Annotated in this window: 11 protein-coding genes and 2 tRNA genes; 8 read left to right on the forward strand and 5 right to left on the reverse strand. The window is 72.3% G+C overall.

Features of this window, described 5'->3' with window-relative positions:
- Positions 1 to 344: 344 nt before the first annotated feature.
- The 4 genes from gyrB (at position 345) to QSK45_RS13945 (ending at position 5,975) form a co-directional block, all read left to right on the forward strand.
- Positions 345 to 2,417, forward strand: coding sequence for a DNA topoisomerase (ATP-hydrolyzing) subunit B (gene gyrB / locus QSK45_RS13930; protein ID WP_285556602.1), 2,073 nt, complete (start codon positions 345 to 347; stop codon positions 2,415 to 2,417).
- Between the two features lie 42 nt (positions 2,418 to 2,459).
- On the forward strand, positions 2,460 to 5,054 hold the full coding sequence (gene gyrA, locus QSK45_RS13935) for a DNA gyrase subunit A (protein ID WP_285556603.1): 2,595 nt from the start codon (positions 2,460 to 2,462) through the stop codon (positions 5,052 to 5,054).
- An 18-nt stretch (positions 5,055 to 5,072) separates the two neighbouring features.
- The gene (locus tag QSK45_RS13940) at positions 5,073 to 5,798 is read left to right on the forward strand and encodes a DUF3566 domain-containing protein (RefSeq protein ID WP_285556605.1); all 726 of its coding nucleotides are present in this window, start codon (positions 5,073 to 5,075) and stop codon (positions 5,796 to 5,798) included.
- Between the two features lie 100 nt (positions 5,799 to 5,898).
- Positions 5,899 to 5,975, forward strand: a tRNA-Ile gene (locus QSK45_RS13945).
- A gap of 226 nt (positions 5,976 to 6,201) precedes the next feature.
- On the opposite strand, the gene QSK45_RS13950 is transcribed toward QSK45_RS13945, so the two are convergent.
- Positions 6,202 to 10,284, reverse strand: coding sequence for an nSTAND1 domain-containing NTPase (locus QSK45_RS13950; RefSeq protein ID WP_285556607.1), 4,083 nt, complete (start codon positions 10,282 to 10,284; stop codon positions 6,202 to 6,204).
- A 915-nt stretch (positions 10,285 to 11,199) separates the two neighbouring features.
- Here QSK45_RS13950 and QSK45_RS13955 point away from each other — a divergent pair.
- Positions 11,200 to 11,388 (forward strand): ferredoxin, encoded by a 189-nt coding sequence (locus tag QSK45_RS13955; RefSeq protein WP_285556608.1) that lies wholly within the window; start codon positions 11,200 to 11,202, stop codon positions 11,386 to 11,388.
- Positions 11,389 to 11,479: 91 nt separating this feature from the next.
- Here QSK45_RS13955 and QSK45_RS13960 read toward each other — a convergent pair whose 3' ends face one another.
- Both QSK45_RS13960 and QSK45_RS13965 read right to left on the reverse strand, forming a co-directional pair.
- Positions 11,480 to 12,256 carry a glycosyltransferase gene (locus QSK45_RS13960; protein WP_285556610.1) on the reverse strand — a complete coding sequence of 259 codons (777 nt, stop codon included), beginning with the start codon at positions 12,254 to 12,256 and terminating at the stop codon, positions 11,480 to 11,482.
- A gap of 187 nt (positions 12,257 to 12,443) precedes the next feature.
- The gene (locus QSK45_RS13965) at positions 12,444 to 12,842 is read right to left on the reverse strand and encodes a DUF6344 domain-containing protein (protein ID WP_285556612.1); all 399 of its coding nucleotides are present in this window, start codon (positions 12,840 to 12,842) and stop codon (positions 12,444 to 12,446) included.
- A gap of 349 nt (positions 12,843 to 13,191) precedes the next feature.
- Here QSK45_RS13965 and QSK45_RS13970 point away from each other — a divergent pair, with 349 nt between their 5' ends.
- Positions 13,192 to 13,320 (forward strand): DLW-39 family protein, encoded by a 129-nt coding sequence (locus QSK45_RS13970; protein ID WP_003999697.1) that lies wholly within the window; start codon positions 13,192 to 13,194, stop codon positions 13,318 to 13,320.
- 193 nt (positions 13,321 to 13,513) lie between these two features.
- Complete coding sequence (locus tag QSK45_RS13975) at positions 13,514 to 14,854, forward strand: hypothetical protein (RefSeq protein ID WP_285556613.1); 1,341 nt, start codon at positions 13,514 to 13,516, stop codon at positions 14,852 to 14,854.
- Here QSK45_RS13975 and QSK45_RS13980 read toward each other — a convergent pair.
- Positions 14,818 to 16,134 carry a serine/threonine-protein kinase gene (locus QSK45_RS13980; protein WP_285556614.1) on the reverse strand — a complete coding sequence of 439 codons (1,317 nt, stop codon included), beginning with the start codon at positions 16,132 to 16,134 and terminating at the stop codon, positions 14,818 to 14,820. The two genes, QSK45_RS13975 and QSK45_RS13980, sit on opposite strands and share 37 nt — an antisense overlap.
- 75 nt (positions 16,135 to 16,209) lie before the next feature.
- Positions 16,210 to 16,758, reverse strand: coding sequence for a helix-turn-helix domain-containing protein (locus QSK45_RS13985; protein WP_285556615.1), 549 nt, complete (start codon positions 16,756 to 16,758; stop codon positions 16,210 to 16,212).
- 183 nt (positions 16,759 to 16,941) lie between these two features.
- Between QSK45_RS13985 and QSK45_RS13990 the strand changes: the two genes are divergently transcribed.
- Positions 16,942 to 17,014, forward strand: a tRNA-Ala gene (locus QSK45_RS13990).
- Positions 17,015 to 17,113: the final 99 nt, after the last annotated feature.

Below are 17,113 nucleotides of genomic sequence, written 5' to 3' on the forward strand. Positions count from 1 at the left end.
CCCCCTGTCCTGCGGTTTCACCCGTCCCGCGGCCCTTCGCGCACGGGTGCCGGACGCGTACCGACCCTGGAGTAGCCAAGGGTTGACGGCCCGAAGCTCTGAGTGCCGCTGTGAGGCTCTTGGAGCCCCCTTCCGCATATCGGGACCCGGCCGAGACCGGTTCAGGGCGGCACATGGGGACTCAGGTACCGGCAAACCCCCATCGATGTCAGCGCTACCGGTAGACTGGAAGCCAATCCCGCCCCAATGTGGGGACCGCCCGGGAAAAGCTGAGCAACGCTGATCAAGGCTTACCAACGCAACATGCCGCAGCCGCTCCGGCAACCTGCCGACGAGCCCGGCTCGTGCTGTGCCAGAAAGGGCGCTTCGTGGCCGATTCCGGCAACCCCAACGAGAACATCCCGTCCACCGACGCAGGCGTGCACGCCGAGGCCCCGGCCTCGCCGGCCTCGTACGACGCCAGCGCCATCACCGTGCTCGAAGGGCTGGACGCGGTCCGCAAGCGGCCCGGCATGTACATCGGCTCCACGGGCGAGCGCGGACTGCACCACCTGGTGTACGAGGTCGTCGACAACTCGGTCGACGAGGCGCTGGCGGGCTACGCCGACACCATCGACGTGACGATCCTCGCCGACGGCGGCGTCCGCGTCGTCGACAACGGCCGAGGCATCCCGGTCGGCATCGTGCCCTCCGAGGGCAAGCCGGCCCTCGAGGTCGTGCTGACCGTGCTGCACGCGGGCGGCAAGTTCGGCGGTGGCGGCTACGCCGTCTCCGGTGGTCTGCACGGCGTCGGCGTGTCCGTCGTCAACGCCCTGTCGGGCAAGGTCTCCGTCGAGGTCAAGACCGACGGCCACCGGTGGACGCAGGAGTACAAGATGGGCGTCCCGACCGCCCCGCTGGCCCAGCACGAGGCCACCGACGAGACGGGCACGTCGGTCACCTTCTGGGCCGACCCGGAGATCTTCGAGACCACCGAGTACTCCTTCGAGACGCTGTCCCGGCGCTTCCAGGAGATGGCCTTCCTCAACAAGGGCCTGAACATCAGGCTCACCGACGAGCGGGAGTCGGCGAAGGCCACCAGCGGCGCGGACGAGGCGGGCGCGGACGAGAAGGCCGAGGTCAAGTCGGTCACGTACCACTACGAGGGCGGCATCGTCGACTTCGTGAAGTACCTCAACTCCCGCAAGGGGGAGGTGGTGCACCCGACCATCATCGACCTGGAGGCGGAGGACAAGGACAAGAGCCTGTCCCTCGAGGTCGCGATGCAGTGGAACAACGGCTACAGCGAGGGTGTCTACTCGTTCGCCAACATCATCCACACCCACGAGGGCGGTACCCACGAGGAGGGCTTCCGCGCCGCGCTGACGTCGCTGATCAACAAGTACGCGCGCGACAAGAAGCTGCTCCGCGACAAGGACGACAACCTCACCGGCGACGACATCCGCGAGGGCCTGACCGCGATCATCTCGGTCAAGCTCAGCGAGCCGCAGTTCGAGGGCCAGACCAAGACCAAGCTGGGCAACACGGAGGCCAAGACCTTCGTCCAGAAGGCGGTCTACGAGCACCTGAACGACTGGCTGGACCGCAACCCGAACGAGGCCGCGGACATCATCCGCAAGGGCATCCAGGCCGCCACCGCGCGCGTCGCCGCCCGCAAGGCCCGCGACCTCACCCGGCGCAAGGGCCTGCTGGAGTCGGCGTCGCTGCCGGGCAAGCTGTCCGACTGCCAGTCGAACGACCCGACCAAGTGCGAGATCTTCATCGTCGAGGGTGACTCCGCCGGCGGCTCGGCCAAGTCCGGCCGCAACCCGCAGTACCAGGCGATCCTCCCGATCCGCGGCAAGATCCTGAACGTGGAGAAGGCGAGGATCGACAAGATCCTGCAGAACCAGGAGATCCAGGCGCTGATCTCCGCCTTCGGCACGGGTGTGCACGAGGACTTCGACATCGAGAAGCTCCGCTATCACAAGATCATCCTGATGGCGGACGCCGACGTCGACGGCCAGCACATCAACACGCTGCTGCTGACCTTCCTGTTCCGCTTCATGCGGCCGCTGGTCGAGGCCGGCCACGTGTTCCTCTCCCGCCCGCCGCTGTACAAGATCAAGTGGGGCCGGGACGACACCGAGTACGCCTACTCGGACCGCGAGCGCGACGCGCTGATCGAGCTGGGCCGCCAGCGCGGCAAGCGCATCCGCGAGGACTCGATCCAGCGCTTCAAGGGTCTCGGTGAGATGAACGCCGAGGAGCTGCGCGTGACCACCATGGACCAGGAGCACCGCGTCCTCGGCCAGGTCACCCTGGACGACGCCGCCCAGGCCGACGACCTGTTCTCCGTGCTGATGGGCGAGGACGTCGAGGCGCGCCGCCAGTTCATCCAGCGCAACGCCAAGGACGTCCGCTTCCTCGACATCTGAGTCGGTCTCAGCTGACCGCACAGGGAAGGATCTTCACCAGCAATGGCCGACGAGAACACTCCAGTCACCCCGGAAGAGGGCGGCGAAGTCACCATGCGTGTCGAGCCCGTCGGGCTCGAGACCGAGATGCAGCGCTCGTACCTGGACTACGCGATGTCCGTCATCGTGTCCCGAGCTCTGCCCGACGTCCGGGACGGCCTCAAGCCCGTCCACCGGCGCGTGCTCTACGCGATGTACGACGGCGGTTACCGCCCCGAGCGCGGCTTCTACAAGTGCGCCCGCGTGGTCGGCGACGTCATGGGCAACTACCACCCGCACGGCGACAGTTCGATCTACGACGCCCTGGTGCGGCTCGCCCAGCCGTGGGCGATGCGGATGCCGCTGGTGGACTCCAACGGCAACTTCGGCTCCCCGGGCAACGACCCGGCCGCGGCGATGCGCTACACCGAGTGCAAGATGGCGCCGCTGTCGATGGAGATGGTCCGCGACATCGACGAGGAGACCGTCGACTTCACGGACAACTACGACGGCCGCTCCCAGGAGCCGACCGTCCTGCCCTCCCGCTTCCCGAACCTGCTGATCAACGGCTCGGCGGGCATCGCGGTCGGCATGGCGACCAACATCCCGCCGCACAACCTGCGCGAGGTCGCCGCCGGCGCCCAGTGGTGCCTGGAGAACCCCGAGGCCTCGCACGAGGAGCTGCTGGACGCGCTGATCGAGCGCATCAAGGGCCCCGACTTCCCGACCGGCGCGCTGGTGGTGGGCCGCAAGGGCATCGAGGAGGCGTACCGCACCGGGCGCGGCTCGATCACGATGCGCGCGGTGGTCGAGGTCGAGGAGATCCAGGGCCGGCAGTGCCTGGTGGTCACCGAGCTGCCGTACCAGGTGAACCCGGACAACCTGGCGCAGAAGATCGCCGACCTGGTGAAGGACGGCAAGATCGGCGGCATCGCGGACGTCCGTGACGAGACGTCGTCGCGCACCGGCCAGCGCCTGGTGATCGTCCTGAAGCGGGACGCGGTCGCCAAGGTCGTGCTGAACAACCTGTACAAGCACACCGACCTCCAGACGAACTTCGGCGCCAACATGCTGGCGCTGGTCGACGGCGTGCCGCGCACGCTGTCCCTGGACGCGTTCATCCGGCACTGGGTGACCCACCAGATCGAGGTCGTCGTGCGCCGGACCAGGTTCCGGCTGCGCAAGGCCGAGGAGCGCGCGCACATCCTGCGCGGTCTGCTGAAGGCACTGGACGCGATCGACGAGGTCATCGCGCTGATCCGGCGCAGCGAGACCGTCGAGGTCGCGCGCACCGGCCTGATGGGCCTCCTGGAGATCGACGAGATCCAGGCCAACGCGATCCTCGAGATGCAGCTGCGGCGCCTGGCGGCCCTGGAGCGGCAGAAGATCGTCCAGGAGCACGACGAGCTCCAGGCGAAGATCAACGAGTACAACGAGATCCTGGCCTCCCCGGTGCGCCAGCGCGGCATCGTCAGCGAGGAGCTGGCGGCGATCGTCGAGAAGTACGGCGACGACCGCAAGACCAAGCTGATCCCGTACGAGGGCGACATGTCCATCGAGGACCTGATCGCCGAGGAGGACATCGTCGTCACGGTCTCGCGCGGCGGCTACGTCAAGCGGACCAAGACGGACGACTACCGGGCCCAGAAGCGCGGCGGCAAGGGCGTGCGGGGCACGAAGCTGAAGGAAGACGACATCGTCGACCACTTCTTCGTCTCCACCACGCACCACTGGCTGCTGTTCTTCACCAACAAGGGCCGGGTGTACCGGGCGAAGGCGTACGAGCTGCCCGAGGCGGGCCGCGAGGCGCGCGGTCAGCACGTGGCGAACCTGCTGGCCTTCCAGCCGGACGAGGCGATCGCCGAGATCCTGGCGATCCGGGACTACGAGGCGGCGCCGTACCTGGTGCTGGCCACCAAGTCCGGTCTGGTCAAGAAGACGCCTCTGAAGGATTACGATTCGCCCCGCTCCGGCGGCGTGATCGCGATCAACCTGCGGGAGCGCGAGGACGGCAGTGACGACGAGCTGATCGGCGCCGAGCTGGTCTCGGCGGAGGACGACCTCCTGCTGATCAGCAAGAAGGCGCAGTCGATCCGGTTCACCGCCACGGACGAGTCCCTTCGCCCGATGGGCCGCGCCACCTCGGGCGTCAAGGGGATGAGTTTCCGCGAGGGCGACGAGCTTCTCTCGATGAATGTCGTGCGACCCGGTACGTTCGTGTTCACTGCCACCGACGGCGGGTACGCGAAGCGGACCGCCGTCGACGAGTACCGCGTCCAGGGTCGCGGCGGCCTCGGCATCAAGGCCGCCAAGATCGTGGAGGACCGCGGTTCGCTCGTCGGGGCGCTGGTCGTGGAGGAGACCGACGAGATCCTCGCGATCACCCTGTCCGGCGGTGTGATTCGCACGCGAGTCAACGAGGTCAGGGAGACGGGCCGTGACACCATGGGCGTCCAACTGATCAACCTGGGCAAGCGCGATGCCGTGGTAGGTATCGCACGTAACGCCGAGGCGGGGCGCGAGGCGGAGGAGGTCGACGGCGAGGACGCCGACGACATCACCGCCGAGGGCGCCCAGGCCGCCGGCACGGACGAGGGTGAGGCGCCCTCGGCCGAGTAGCACGAGGAGTGAGTCATCGTGAGCGGAGCCACGGGCGCCGGATCGGCCGGTACCTCCACGGGTACGGAGACGGACGGCGGCGGCCGTGGCTCCGCCGCGCATGCGGGGACTGCCACCGACCCGCATACGACCAACCTGAAGCCGGTGCGGGCGTCCGCGGCGGACGCCTCCGGCACGTCTGCACCCCAGGGGGGAACTGTGACGGACACCCGAGGCCCGGCCGCGGCCGGCGAGGCGCAGTCGTCGTCTCCGCTCCCCGGGGAGCGGCGCCCGGAGCAGCCGGACGGGCCCTACCACCCGCCGCAGGCCTATCCGGCGCAGCAGCCGGCCGGCGCCGTACGGCGTCCGCGCACCGGGGTGCGCACGGCGCCGCGCACCCGTAAGGCGCGGCTGCGGGTGGCCAAGGCCGACCCGTGGTCGGTGATGAAGGTCAGCTTCCTGCTCTCCATCGCGCTCGGCATCTGCACGATCGTCGCGTCGGCGGTGCTGTGGATGGTCATGGACGCGATGGGCGTGTTCTCCACGGTCGGCGGCACGATCTCGGAGGCGACGGGCTCGAACGAGGCGAACGGCTTCGACCTCCAGTCCTTCCTCTCGCTCCCCCACGTCCTGATGTTCACGACGATCATCGCCGCCATCGACGTCGTCCTGGCCACCGCGCTCGCCACGCTCGGCGCCTTCATCTACAACCTCTCCGCGGGCTTCGTCGGCGGCGTCGAACTGACCCTCGCCGAGGACGAGTGACGGCCCGACGCCGGTCCCCCGACAACCGATTTTGGGACTGACGTGGTCGTGCGCTAATCTTCAGGAGTCAGCGCGCGGGACACACACCGCAGAGCGCGGCGGGGCTATAGCTCAGTTGGTTAGAGCGCATCCCTGATAAGGATGAGGCCACAGGTTCAAATCCTGTTAGCCCCACCAGCGAGAAGACCCCCGGTCCGGATGGACCGGGGGTCTTCGCCGTTCACGGCTCCGGTCCGAAGGCCGCTCCGTTGACCGCCCCCGGGTCGCGCGCCGGGGCGGGTGGGCATGAAAAGACCCGATCGCTGGCGACGGGGGATGCACCAGCGATCGGGCTATGGCCAAGGGTAACAAGGTTGTCGGTCGTGTGGAGCCAAGTCGGAGCAGAAAGAAGCAAGTTGGCCGATCAGCGGCCGCACGGAGGGTCGTAGGACAGGCGCGGGAGGTACTCGTGCCACTTGGCGGGGGTGAGGACGCCCCGGGTCACCGAGCAGATGTGGTCGATGGCCGTGCCGGCGTCCAGGTCCCACAGGCGGACCGTGTCGGGGCCGCTGGAGACGCCGAGGACCCGGCTGCCGGGGCTGAACGACAGGAAGGTGCCGGTCTTGGCGTTGGGCGTCATGGACTGGCCGATCGGGCGCGCCGTGGTGGGGTCGGTGACGTTCCACAGCCGGACCGTGTTGTCGTCGCCGCCACTGGCCAGGGTCCGCCCGTCCGTGTCGAAGGTCAGCGAGGTGACCGCCTCGGTGTGGCCGGTGAGCGGTGCGCCGATGGGGCGCGCCGAGGCGGGGTCGGCGACGTTCCACAGCCGGACCGTGTCGTCGTCGCTCCCGCTGGCCAGGGTCCGCCCGTCGGGGCTGAAGGCCAGCGCGTTGACCGGACCCGTGTGCCGGGTGAGCGGGGTGCCGAGCGGCTTCACCGCGGCCGGGTCGGTGACGTCCCACAGGCGTACGGTGCTGTCCGCGCTGCCGCTGGCCAGCGAGTGCCCGTCGGGGCTGAAGACGAGCGCGTTGATGTAGCCGTGGTGGCCGGTGAGCGGTGCGCCGAGCGGGGACGGGCGGGCCGGGTCGGCCACGTTCCACAGCCGTATGGTGCGGTCGTCGTTGGCGGTGGCCAGCGTGTTCCCGTCCGGGCTGAACGCGAGCGCGTTGGGGCCCATGAAGCGGGTGCGCAGCGGCAGGGGCGGGCCCGGCTGGAAGGGGTGGGCCGGGTCGGAGACGTTCCACAGGTACACCTTCTGCTCGCCCGTCAGGACGGCGAGGGTGCGGCCGTCCGGCGAGAAGACGAGGGTGTCGGCCCCGGTCCCGCTGATGAACGGCGGGCCCAGCGGCACCGGCCGCCCGGGACGCGCCACGTTCCACAGCCGCATCCGCCCGTCGCGGGCGGTCGTGGCCAGCATCCGCCCGTCCCGGCTGAACGCCCCGCTGCGGCCGATCATGTCCGAGGTCGGGATCGACCACAGGCGCACCCTGGCGTCCCCGCTGCCGGTGGCGAGGGTGCGTCCGTCGGGACTGAAGCCGAGCGCGTACATCTCGCCGCTGCTGCCCGCGAGGGGCTCGCCGATCTGCGAGGGGGAGCCCGGGTCGGTGACGTTCCACAGGCTGGCCGTGCTGTCCGCGCTCGCGGCGGCGAGCCGCCCGCCGTCGGGGCTGAACGCCACCGACCAGACGGGCCCGGTGTGCCCCGTCAGGGGCGCGCCGAGAGGCTTGGCCGCGGTCGGGCGGGCGACGTTCCACAGCCGTACGGTGTCGTCCGCGCTGCCGCTGGCCAGGGTGTGCCCGTCGGGGCTGAAGGCGACCGAGTGCACGACGTCCGTGTGGCCGCGCAGCACGCCGAGCGTGGCGGGCCGGCGCGGGTCGGTCACCTTCCACAGCCGGATCGTGTCGTCGTCGCCGCCTGCCGCGAGGGTGTGGCCGTCGGGGCTGAAGGCGACGCTGCGCACGGCCGCGGTGTGCCCGCGGAGCACGGCGAGCGCGGCGGGGTGCGCCGGGTCCGCCACGTTCCACAGCCGTACCGTGCCGTCCTCCCCGGCCGAGGCGAGGGTGCGGCCGTCGGGGCTGAAGGCGACGAGGTAGATGGTGCCCGCGTGCCCGGCCATGGGCGCGCCGAAGGAGGCCGGGCGGGCCGGGTCGGCGACGTTCCACAGCCGGATCGTGCCGTCGTCGCCCGCGCTGGCCAGCACCCGCCCGTCGGGGCTGAACACGGCGCTGCTCACCCAGCTGGAGTGCCCGGTCAGGGGCCGGCCGAGGGGGTGGGGCCGGGTCGGGTCGGCCACGTTCCACAGGCGTACCGTCCGGTCGTAGCTGGCCGTGGCCAGGGTGTGCCCGTCCGGGCTGAAGGAGGTCAGGTAGACGGCGCCGGTGTGGCCGGACAGCGGGGTGGCCAGCGGCGCGTTCACGATGGAGATCAGCCGGCTGTACGTGCCCTCGTCGCCGGGACGCAGCTGATGGGCGACCAGGTCCAGCTGGGCGGCGAGCGAGGGGTCGGTGCGCTGGACCCGGTCCGCCTCGGCGAGCACCTGTTCGAACACGGCGTCGTCGCGCTGCTGCCAGGCGATCACCGCCGAGCCGCCCGCGACCAGCGCGAGCACCACCAGGGCCGCCACCGCGGCCCGGCTCAGCCACACCGTGCGCTTGCGCAGCCGTACGGACGCGGCCAGGAACTCCACCGCGCTGCGGGTCAGATACGTGTCCCCCGCGGAACGCGCCCACAGGCGGGCCTGTTCGAGCCGGGAGCCCCGGTACAGCAGTGAGCTGTCCCGTTCCGAGTCCTCCCAGGAGCGGCCGTCCTCCTCCAGGCGCTGGCGCAGCAGATGGTCGTTGCGGTTGTCGTCGATCCAGTGCCGCAGCCGGGGCCAGGCGTGCAGCAGCGCCTCGTGGGTGATCTCCACGGTGTCCGCGTCCAGCGTCACCAGCCGGGCCCGGACCAGCGCCTCCAGGGACTCCTCGGTCTTGCCGGGGTCCGCCGACTCCTGCGCCAGCTGCCGCCGGGTGCCGCGCCGCCGGGTGGCCACGGTGTCCTCGCCCAGCCGTACCAGGCGCAGCAGGAGCAGCCGGGCCGCCGTACGGGCGGCCGGGTCGAGCCCCGACCAGGCGCGTTCGGCGGTCGCCGCGACCGCCCCCTGGATGCCGCCCGCCGCCCGGTAGCCGGCCAGCGTCAGCTTCCCGCCCTTGCGGCGCTGCCAGGTGGCCAGCAGGGCGTGCGACAACAGAGGGAGGACGCCCGCGTCGTGCGCCCCGCGCGGGCCGTCGGCGCTCACCTCGCGCACGATCAGCTCGGCCAGCCCCGGCTCCAGCTCCAGGCCCACCGCCTTGGCGGGGCCGGTCACCGCGTCGCGCAGTTCGCCGCTGGTCAGCGGGGGGAGCACCATGTGCCGGTGCTGGAGCGCGTCGGCCAGCTCGGGGTAGCCGAGGCACTGTTCGTAGAAGTCGGCGCGGATGCCGAGGACCACCAGGACGGGGGCGGGTCCGGCCGCGCCGAAGGGCGGGGTGCAGCAGGCGTGCAGCAGCTGGACGAAGGTACGGCGGTCCGCCTTGTCCGGGCAGAGGGTGAACGTCTCCTCGAACTGGTCCACGATCAGCACCGGCCGGACGCCCGCCGGTGCCTCGCGGAGTGCCCACTCGGTGACCGCCTCGCGGGCGCCGCGGACGATCCGGGGCGCCTCGCCGCCCGTCGGCGTGGAGCCCTCCGCGGCCTCCCCCCGGGCCGCGGCCTCCCGCTCGGCCGCGCGCGCCTCGGCGGCCACGGGCGCGAGATCGGGTATGCGGCGGACGAGTTCGGCGAGCGGATCGGCGCCCGGCACCAACTGGACGACGGGGGCGTGCGGTCCGGGAGCGCCGTCCGGCTGCGGGGCGAGACCCGGGCCGGTCAGGGCGCCGCCCGCGATCGCCGGGACCAGACCGGCGTTCAGCAGCGAGGACTTGCCCGCGCCCGAGGCGCCGACCAGCATCACCAGACCGCCGGTACGGCCCGCCGCGCGCAGCTGGGCGATGATCGCGTCGGTGCTGCGCTCCCGGCCGAAGAACCAGCGCGCGTCCTCCTGCCGGTACGGCGCGAGACCCCGGTAGGGGCACACGCCCCCGGCGACGGGCGGCGCCTGGGCGGGCGGCCGTCCGTCCTCCTCGGCGGGCGCGGCGGGCGGCGTGGCCCGGTCGCCCACCGGGTCGGCCAGCGCGCGCTCCCACTGCCGCTGCCAGTGGGCGAGGTCGTACAGGCCCGTGGAGACCGGCTGCGGGCGGGCGCGCCGCGCCTCCGGGATCAGGATCTGGAGCACCGCCGCGAGGGCGGTGAACTGGGCCGGCACGTTCTTGGCCCGCCGCCAGTCGCTGATCCGCTGCGCGGACACCCGCACCGGACGGCCGCGCTCGTCGACCCGCTGCAGTCGGCCGACCGCCTCGGCGACGCTTTTCAGGGGAGGATTTCCGGCCTCCTTGTAGAGCAGCGCGAGGCGCTCGGCGAAAGCTGTGCGTGCCCCTGAGTCGGAACCCAAGGCCCCACCCCTCACTTCCCCCCGCCTGCGGACGTCCGGACCGGAAAACTCACCTTATACGGCTGACCTGCGGATAAGCCCCGCTCCGGAGACCAGGATCTCCTCCCCGGTGGCGTCAGATGGCAGGATCGCAACCCCGGTAGCGGAACCGTCACACACCGTCCGGACAGGCCAAACGGCCCGGCGCTCGGAGAGACACCTCATGGCGTTGCACATTTTCGGTCGACTTCCATCGAAAGCCGCGAGCGGTCGGCGATCCGTCATCTGAGCCGGGCGCATCCGGCTGACCCCGCCCCCCACGACCCCGACCGCCTCCCATGCTTCGATCCGCGCCACCACGCCGACGAGGCGCGGATCGACGTCCCGCACCGTCCGGCACCGGTCCCCACGAGGGGAGGGACCGGTGCCGGCGGGCAGGGGACTTCTCCGCCGCGGCACACCCGGTCATCCGATGGAACGCCAGTCTCGTTCCCGGGGCTCCTGGGGGTCGGCCGCGGAGCACCCTTACCGGCCGCCCGTGCCGCACGCCGTCGGCGAGACGACCCCGACCGTACGGGCCCGCGGGACGGACTGGCGGTCGTGCCGCGGGGGCCGGGGGGCGGCGACCGGCGGCCGCATGACGCCCTGGCCGGGAAGGCCGCGTGGCGCATCCCGCCGTACCCGACATCCGAACCGGCTGGACCCACCACGCCCTTGACGAACCGTCGCCACCAGGCGCTCACCGCCGCCCTGAGCGGGGAGGGCCGGGGAGGGCGACGCCGCGGTGCGGGAGCTGCCGGCCGGCTGGACGAACCCGCGGTCCGCCGGGTCGCCCACTGGCTCGCGGCCGCGAGCGGGGCGGCGACGGCCGGTTGAGTGCCCGGCCGGCCGGGCAGTGACGTCCTGGAACCCCGATGGCCCAGGGCTGGAGGACGTATGAAGGTCACCGTCGACCGCGCCGCGTGTTACGGCTCCGCCGAGTGCGCGTTCCGGGCACCGGCCGTGTTCGCCTTCGAGGACGGCTACGGCGTGGTGCTGCCCGGCAAGGAGGAGGCCGCCGACGAGCCCGGCGTGCGGGAGGCGGCGGAGCGGTGCCCCTCGCAGGCGATCGTGTTCGGGGAGTAGGTCCCGCGGGCGCCGCGCGAAGGCCGCACGGACGCCCGCGAGGGTCCGGGCGGGGCTCCGTAGGGGGCCCGCTTCCATCCGTGCGACGGGCTCACCGGGCCGGATACGTCCAGCCGAGGCCGGCCAGCGCGCGGGCCCTGGCCTCCGCGACCGCCGCGCGGGCCGCGCGCTCGGCCGGATCGGTGTGGGAGGACTGGCCGGTGGCCTGCCCCTCCCACTTGCGGTAGAGCAGCCCCGCCTCGGCCGAGAACCAGCCGCGGCTCACCGCGTCCAGCGCCAGCAGCAGCCCCGTGTCCTCGGAGGCGGGCAGCGCCATCCAGCCGCCGAGCGCGGTCAGCAGCTCCCGGCGCACGCAGAGGGTCGCGGGATGGACGGGGGGACGGAAGTCGTGCGCCGCCCAGTGGGCGAGTACGGACCCGCGCTCCACCGGGCCCTCGTCCGGGTCGCCGGGGAAACCGGCCGTGGAACCGTCGGGCAGCAGGTCAAGGACCCGGCAGGAGGCCCAGCCGAGGCCGGGATCCGCCTCCAGGACGGCGAGGTCGCGGGCGAGCGCGCCCGGGGTGAGCCGGTCGTCGGCGTCCAGGACCTTCACATACGTGCCCCGCGCGTGCGCCAGCGCGATCGTGCGGGCGACGCCGGGGCCACCGGGTCTGCCCTGGCGAAAAGTGACGCGCGGGTCCTCGGGGACGTACGGGCGGACCTCGTCCGTCGTGCCGTCCTCCTGGATCACCCACTCCCAGCGCGCGCCGCCGGGCAGTTCCTGGTCGCGCAGGGAGGCCCAGGCGTCCGGCAGGAACCGGGCCGAGGGGGCGTGCACGGCGGTGACGACGGTGACAACGGTGGCGTGCCGGGTCACGGCAGCACTCACCACCTCTCAAGACCTCTCCGGGATGTCGCGGCCATCGTCTCAGGGTCCCGTCCCGGACGGTTCCGGCCCCCTTCGAACGCGCGCGTGACCCCCGGCCGGGGCCGGGGGTCCTTCCGTGTCGACTGGTGCGTACGCAAGTCGCCGAGTTGTCGAGACGTCGCGGTGCCGAGGAGGAGAGAGAGTCGGTTCAGCAGTCGAGCGGTGCGGAGGGCCGTCGGGCCCCGGTCTCCTGCCCCGTCTGATCCGTCTCCTGCGTCTCACGGGCCTTCTGTGTCTCGCGGCTGTCCGGTGTCAGCTCGGTCTCGTCGAGGGGTCGGTGCCGGCAGCTGGGGGACTTCCCGTGGGCCTCGGCCCTGATCCGCTGCTTCATCGTGGGGGGCAAGGCCCTGGTGGTGGGCCAGGACCAGTGGCGTGGTGCCGGGATCACCGGATCCGTGCCTTGCGCGGTCCCGGTGAGGGGGCTCTCGGTGTGCGGCGCGGCGGTCGCGGGGGCGGTGGCGGCGCTCATGAATCCGAGCGCCGTGCACAGCGCGAGAAAGGCGGTGACGATGGCGGTCCACAGCTTCATGACCTTGTTCTGGTCCATGGCCCCTCACTTTCGGGTTGGGCGATTTGCGTACTTTCCTCATGATGTGTATGTGGATCGCGAAGTGGTGGACCGACGCCCGTGGCGCGGCGATGTTCAGATGAACACCACTCGGATGGCCGTAAGAAGGTCGGAAAACCCCTAAACCGCGGTGAGCGTGCGCGAAGGGGGAGCAAAGTGACCGTCCGTGGGGATGCGCTCACCCTCCGATCGGAACAGCCCCCGACCTGCGCTATTGCGCTGGCAGGGGCCGGAGTTGGGGCCCGGCGCAGGTCACCGATCGATATCGGACGGTGTGTATAGTCGGGCGCCAGAGGTCCCCTACGTCAAGGAAAGACGAGGTCGCGCGGTGAAGAAGCTGCTCCTGGTCGCACTGGCCGCCATCGGCGGGCTCCTCGTGTACCGCCAGATTCAGGCGGATCGCGCCGAGCAGGACCTGTGGACGGAGGCGACTGACTCCGTGCCCACGGGTTCGTGAGTCCGATTCCAGATTTCGGCAGGCCCCGGTCGCACCAAGCGGCCGGGGTCTTTGCGTGGGGTTGCGGGGTCGCGCGGGGCGGGGTACGCGCGGCCGCGCCGGGCGGGTCGGGGCGCAGTCTTTCGGACGGTCCGGCGCATTGCCCTGATGGCGCGGCGGCTCCCGGGGCAGGATGGGCCCACGAGGCCGTGACATGGGGGGTGCACACGTGCGGGGGCGCAGGCGTACGGCGTGGGGCGGGCGTAGGGCCGCCGTGATCCTGGCGCTCGGGCTGTGCGGTACGGGCCTGCAGCCGGCCGCCGCCGCGACGGCCGCCCCCGACACCGGGTCCTACGCCTTCGCCCCCGGCGCCCGCGCCGTCACCGGCACGGCCTCCCCCGCCGACGCACCGCGGCTCGACCCCGGGCGGGTCTACCGCGGTTCGCTGCCCGCGCACGGCAGGCTCACCTATCGCCTCGACCTCGCCGACGCCGCGGCCACGGCGTACGTCCCCGTCACCGCCGTACCGCCCGCGCACGCCACCGTCACCTCCACCGACGGCATCCGGGTCTCCGTACGGGACGCGCAGGGCACCGCCTGCTCCTACGCCACCGCCCGCTTCGGCGCCGGGCTCAGCCCGCGTCCGGTCACCGCCCTCGGCAAGCGGGAGGCGGGCCGGGCCCTGTGCCAGGGCGCGGGCAGGTACTCCGTGCTGGTCGAACGCCTCGACACCGGGGACACGGGCACGTCGGCGCCCTGGGACCTGGAGATGGCCCCCGCCCTGGAACCCCGGCTCACCTCCCCGGCGCCGACCGGCGCGCCCCCGTCCCGGGACTCCGCCTCGCCCGAGCCGCTCACCGGCGAGGCCCGCGAGCGCGCCGGCGGAGCGGGCTTCGCCACGGCCCGGCCGCTGGGCCAGGGGGTCTGGCGGACCACGCTCGTGCCCGGCCGGACCCAGTTCTACAAGGTGCCGCTCGACTGGGGCCGCCGGCTCCAGGCCTCCGCCGAACTGGGCGGCACGCCGGGGCACGGCTACGTCGGCGGCGCGCTCGACCTCTCCCTGTACGACCCCGTGCGCGGCCTGGCCGACGACGCCACCCTCGGCTACACCGGCGTCCGCGCACCCGTCGCCCTCGCCCCGCTCCCGCCCGTCGAGTACGCGAACCGCTACGCCGCCCCCGCCGCGGTCTCCGCCCTGCGCTTCGCCGGGGACTACTACCTGGTGCTGCACCTCAGCGACCGCCTGACCGCGACGTTCGGGCAGGGGCCGTACGAGGTGACGCTGCGGGTCCGCGTGGACGGCCGGGCGCACGCCGGGCCGGGGTATGCCGGGCGGCCCGAGCCGGACGGCGTCTTCACGCCCTCGGCGTCGGACGGGCCGGCGACGGTGGTCGAGGGCGACGGAGGCGCCGGGGCCGACGGCTCGGCGGGGATGCGGGCCCTCGCGGCCGGCGGGATCGGGCTGGGGACCGCGCTGCTGCTGGTGCTCGGCGGCTGGACGCTGGCGGTCCGGCGCGCTCAGACGCGGGTCAGCGCCCAGAAGCCCACGGCGTAGCAGGCCAGCGCCAGCAGGAGGATCGGGACGACGGCCTTGGCCGGAGGGCCGGGACGGCGGCGCGCGCGGCGGCCGTGGGTGGCCGGGGTGCGGGGCGCGGCGAGCGGGGGCGCCTGGGGGGCCGGGGCGGTGTACGCGGCGGTGATGCTGTCGCCGGGTCGCACGGGGTGCGGGGGCCACGAGCCGTAGGTGGGCGTGGGCGTGGGCGTGGGCGTGGGCGGTGGAAAGGGCGTGGGCGTCGGGGGTGCGGCGGGGGGAGGCGGCGTGAGAGGCGGGGGTGGGGTGGGGTCGGTGGCCGGGGGAGGCGGGAGGCGGAAGCTTCCGGTGTCCGACAGGTCGCCGGTGCCGGAGGGGGTGTCCGGCGGTGGGGCTGCGCTTGGACCGGGCTTCGGCGAACTCCTCGGGGGGCCGTCGGGACCGAATCCCGGAGGCAGGGGAGGGAGCTGGTCGAAGATCTCGATCGGTTCGTCGTCCAGGGTCGGCTCCGGCAGGAGCTCGATGACGGCGGCCAGTGACTTGCGCGCTCCCGTGGCGGAGCGGTACCGCGCCTGCGGATCAGGTTGGAGCAGCGTGGCGACGACCTCCCACAGCGGCCCGGGGATGCCCTTGGGCGCGCCCGGTGTGCCGTGCTCCGTGAAGTACCGGACGATTTCACCGGCGTCGGGTTTGGCGCCTTCGAGGAGATAAAGGGCGACGAGGCCCACGGCGAACAGGTCGGCCGTGTAGTCCGGGTCGGCGCCCGCGAGTTGCTCCGGGGCGAGGTAACCGGGTGTTCCCACCACGAGGTTGGTCTCGGTCAGGCGCGGCTCGCCGAACCGCATGGCGATGCCGAAGTCCCCGAGCCGCAGCCGCGGGCGGCCCGTACCGGTCGCCTCCAGAAGGATGTTGGCGGGCTTGATGTCCCGGTGCACGACGCCCTCCGCGTGCACGGCGGCGAGCCCGGAGAGCAGCTGGTCGAGCAGGACGCACACGAACGCGGGCGGCAGGGGGCCGTAGTCGTTGACGAGGCGGACGAGGGAGCCGCCGGCGACCAGGTCCATGGTGAACAGCACCTGGTCGTCGTCGGCGGCCCAGCTGGCCGGGGCGAGCACATGGGGGTGGTCGATCCGCAGGGCCTGCTCGCGCACGAAGCGCAGGAGGGAGTGGGCGTCGCGCTGCTGGAGGACCTTGGCGGCCACGTAGCGCCGCCGCCGGTGGTCCCAGACCCGCCATACGTCGCCCGCGCCGCCGCGCCCGATCGGGTCGGCCAGTTCGTACCGGCCGTTGAACATCTCACCCATGACTGCCGCAGCTCCTCCCCCTCGGGCCCCTCGGGCCCCCGCCCCTCCCGGCTTCCCCCTGTGCCGGACGGGTGTTCAGTTCTGGTGCGACTGGTAGTGCGCGACCGCGTCGGAGGTGCGGCCGGCGCCGTAGACCCGCAGGAACTCGGCGAGTTCGGGCTGGGTCGGGGCGAGCGCGTCCGCGGCCTCGATGATGTCGCTCGCCGCGGCGACCGAGCGCAGCAGCGACTGGATCTCACGGACGACCCGCTTGACGGTGGGCGCGCCCGAACCGTTCGTCGTCTGCGTGGTGTTGCTCAGCACCGAGCCCCCCTGGGACTTCTTGATCTCGTCCATCCGCTCGGTCGCCTCGGCGGCGCTGACACTGCCGTCCGCCACCTGTGCCGCCAGCTCCTGGAGCAGCTGCACCCGCTGGACCACCGCGGGGTTGCCGATCTTGGCCCGCTGGCCGCTCATCAGCTGCGAGAGCATGGGAGCGGACAGCCCCAGGACCGCGGCGAGACGGGCCTGGTTGAGCCCCAGATCGTCGATCAGCTTACGGAAGAGCGCCCCCAGCGGCTCTCCGTACCAGTTCCGCTGAAGCTCTCTCGCTCTCGCGGTGGCTTCCTGCTGTGCGGCGTCCATTGCGTCTCCCCATCGCTTCCCCTGAATACCGCGGTTCGCTGTAGCGAACCACGGTTGAGCATCTTACGGAGCGTGGTCATCCCCGGGGACCCCCAATCTTTTTGCGGGATACGGGGGGTGACCCGGTAGTCTGGTCCCCGGCACCGGCCGGGACACGCATCCGCCGGGAGCCACTCCCTTCCCGGGGCCTTAGCTCAGTTGGTAGAGCGCCGTCTTTGCATGGCGGATGTCAGGGGTTCGACTCCCCTAGGCTCCACTTCCTCAAGAACCCTCTGACCTGCGGAAACGTCGGTCAGAGGGTTCTTTTTTCCGCACGGTCCGCCCGTCCGTGCGCGGCGGCGTCGGTTCGTCCGGC

The sequence above is a fragment of the Streptomyces hygroscopicus subsp. hygroscopicus genome (assembly GCF_030269125.1).
Taxonomy (GTDB): Bacteria; Actinomycetota; Actinomycetes; order Streptomycetales; family Streptomycetaceae; genus Streptomyces; species Streptomyces hygroscopicus_C.

Coding starts and splice junctions, on each gene's coding strand:
- QSK45_RS13965 (WP_285556612.1), bottom strand. CDS start 12,842: ATGGACCAGAACAAGGTCATGAAGCTGTGGACCGCCATCGTCACCGCC.
- QSK45_RS13975 (WP_285556613.1), top strand. CDS start 13,514: ATGGGGGGTGCACACGTGCGGGGGCGCAGGCGTACGGCGTGGGGCGGG.
- gyrA (WP_285556603.1), top strand. CDS start 2,460: ATGGCCGACGAGAACACTCCAGTCACCCCGGAAGAGGGCGGCGAAGTC.
- QSK45_RS13955 (WP_285556608.1), top strand. CDS start 11,200: ATGAAGGTCACCGTCGACCGCGCCGCGTGTTACGGCTCCGCCGAGTGC.
- QSK45_RS13980 (WP_285556614.1), bottom strand. CDS start 16,134: ATGGGTGAGATGTTCAACGGCCGGTACGAACTGGCCGACCCGATCGGG.
- QSK45_RS13985 (WP_285556615.1), bottom strand. CDS start 16,758: ATGGACGCCGCACAGCAGGAAGCCACCGCGAGAGCGAGAGAGCTTCAG.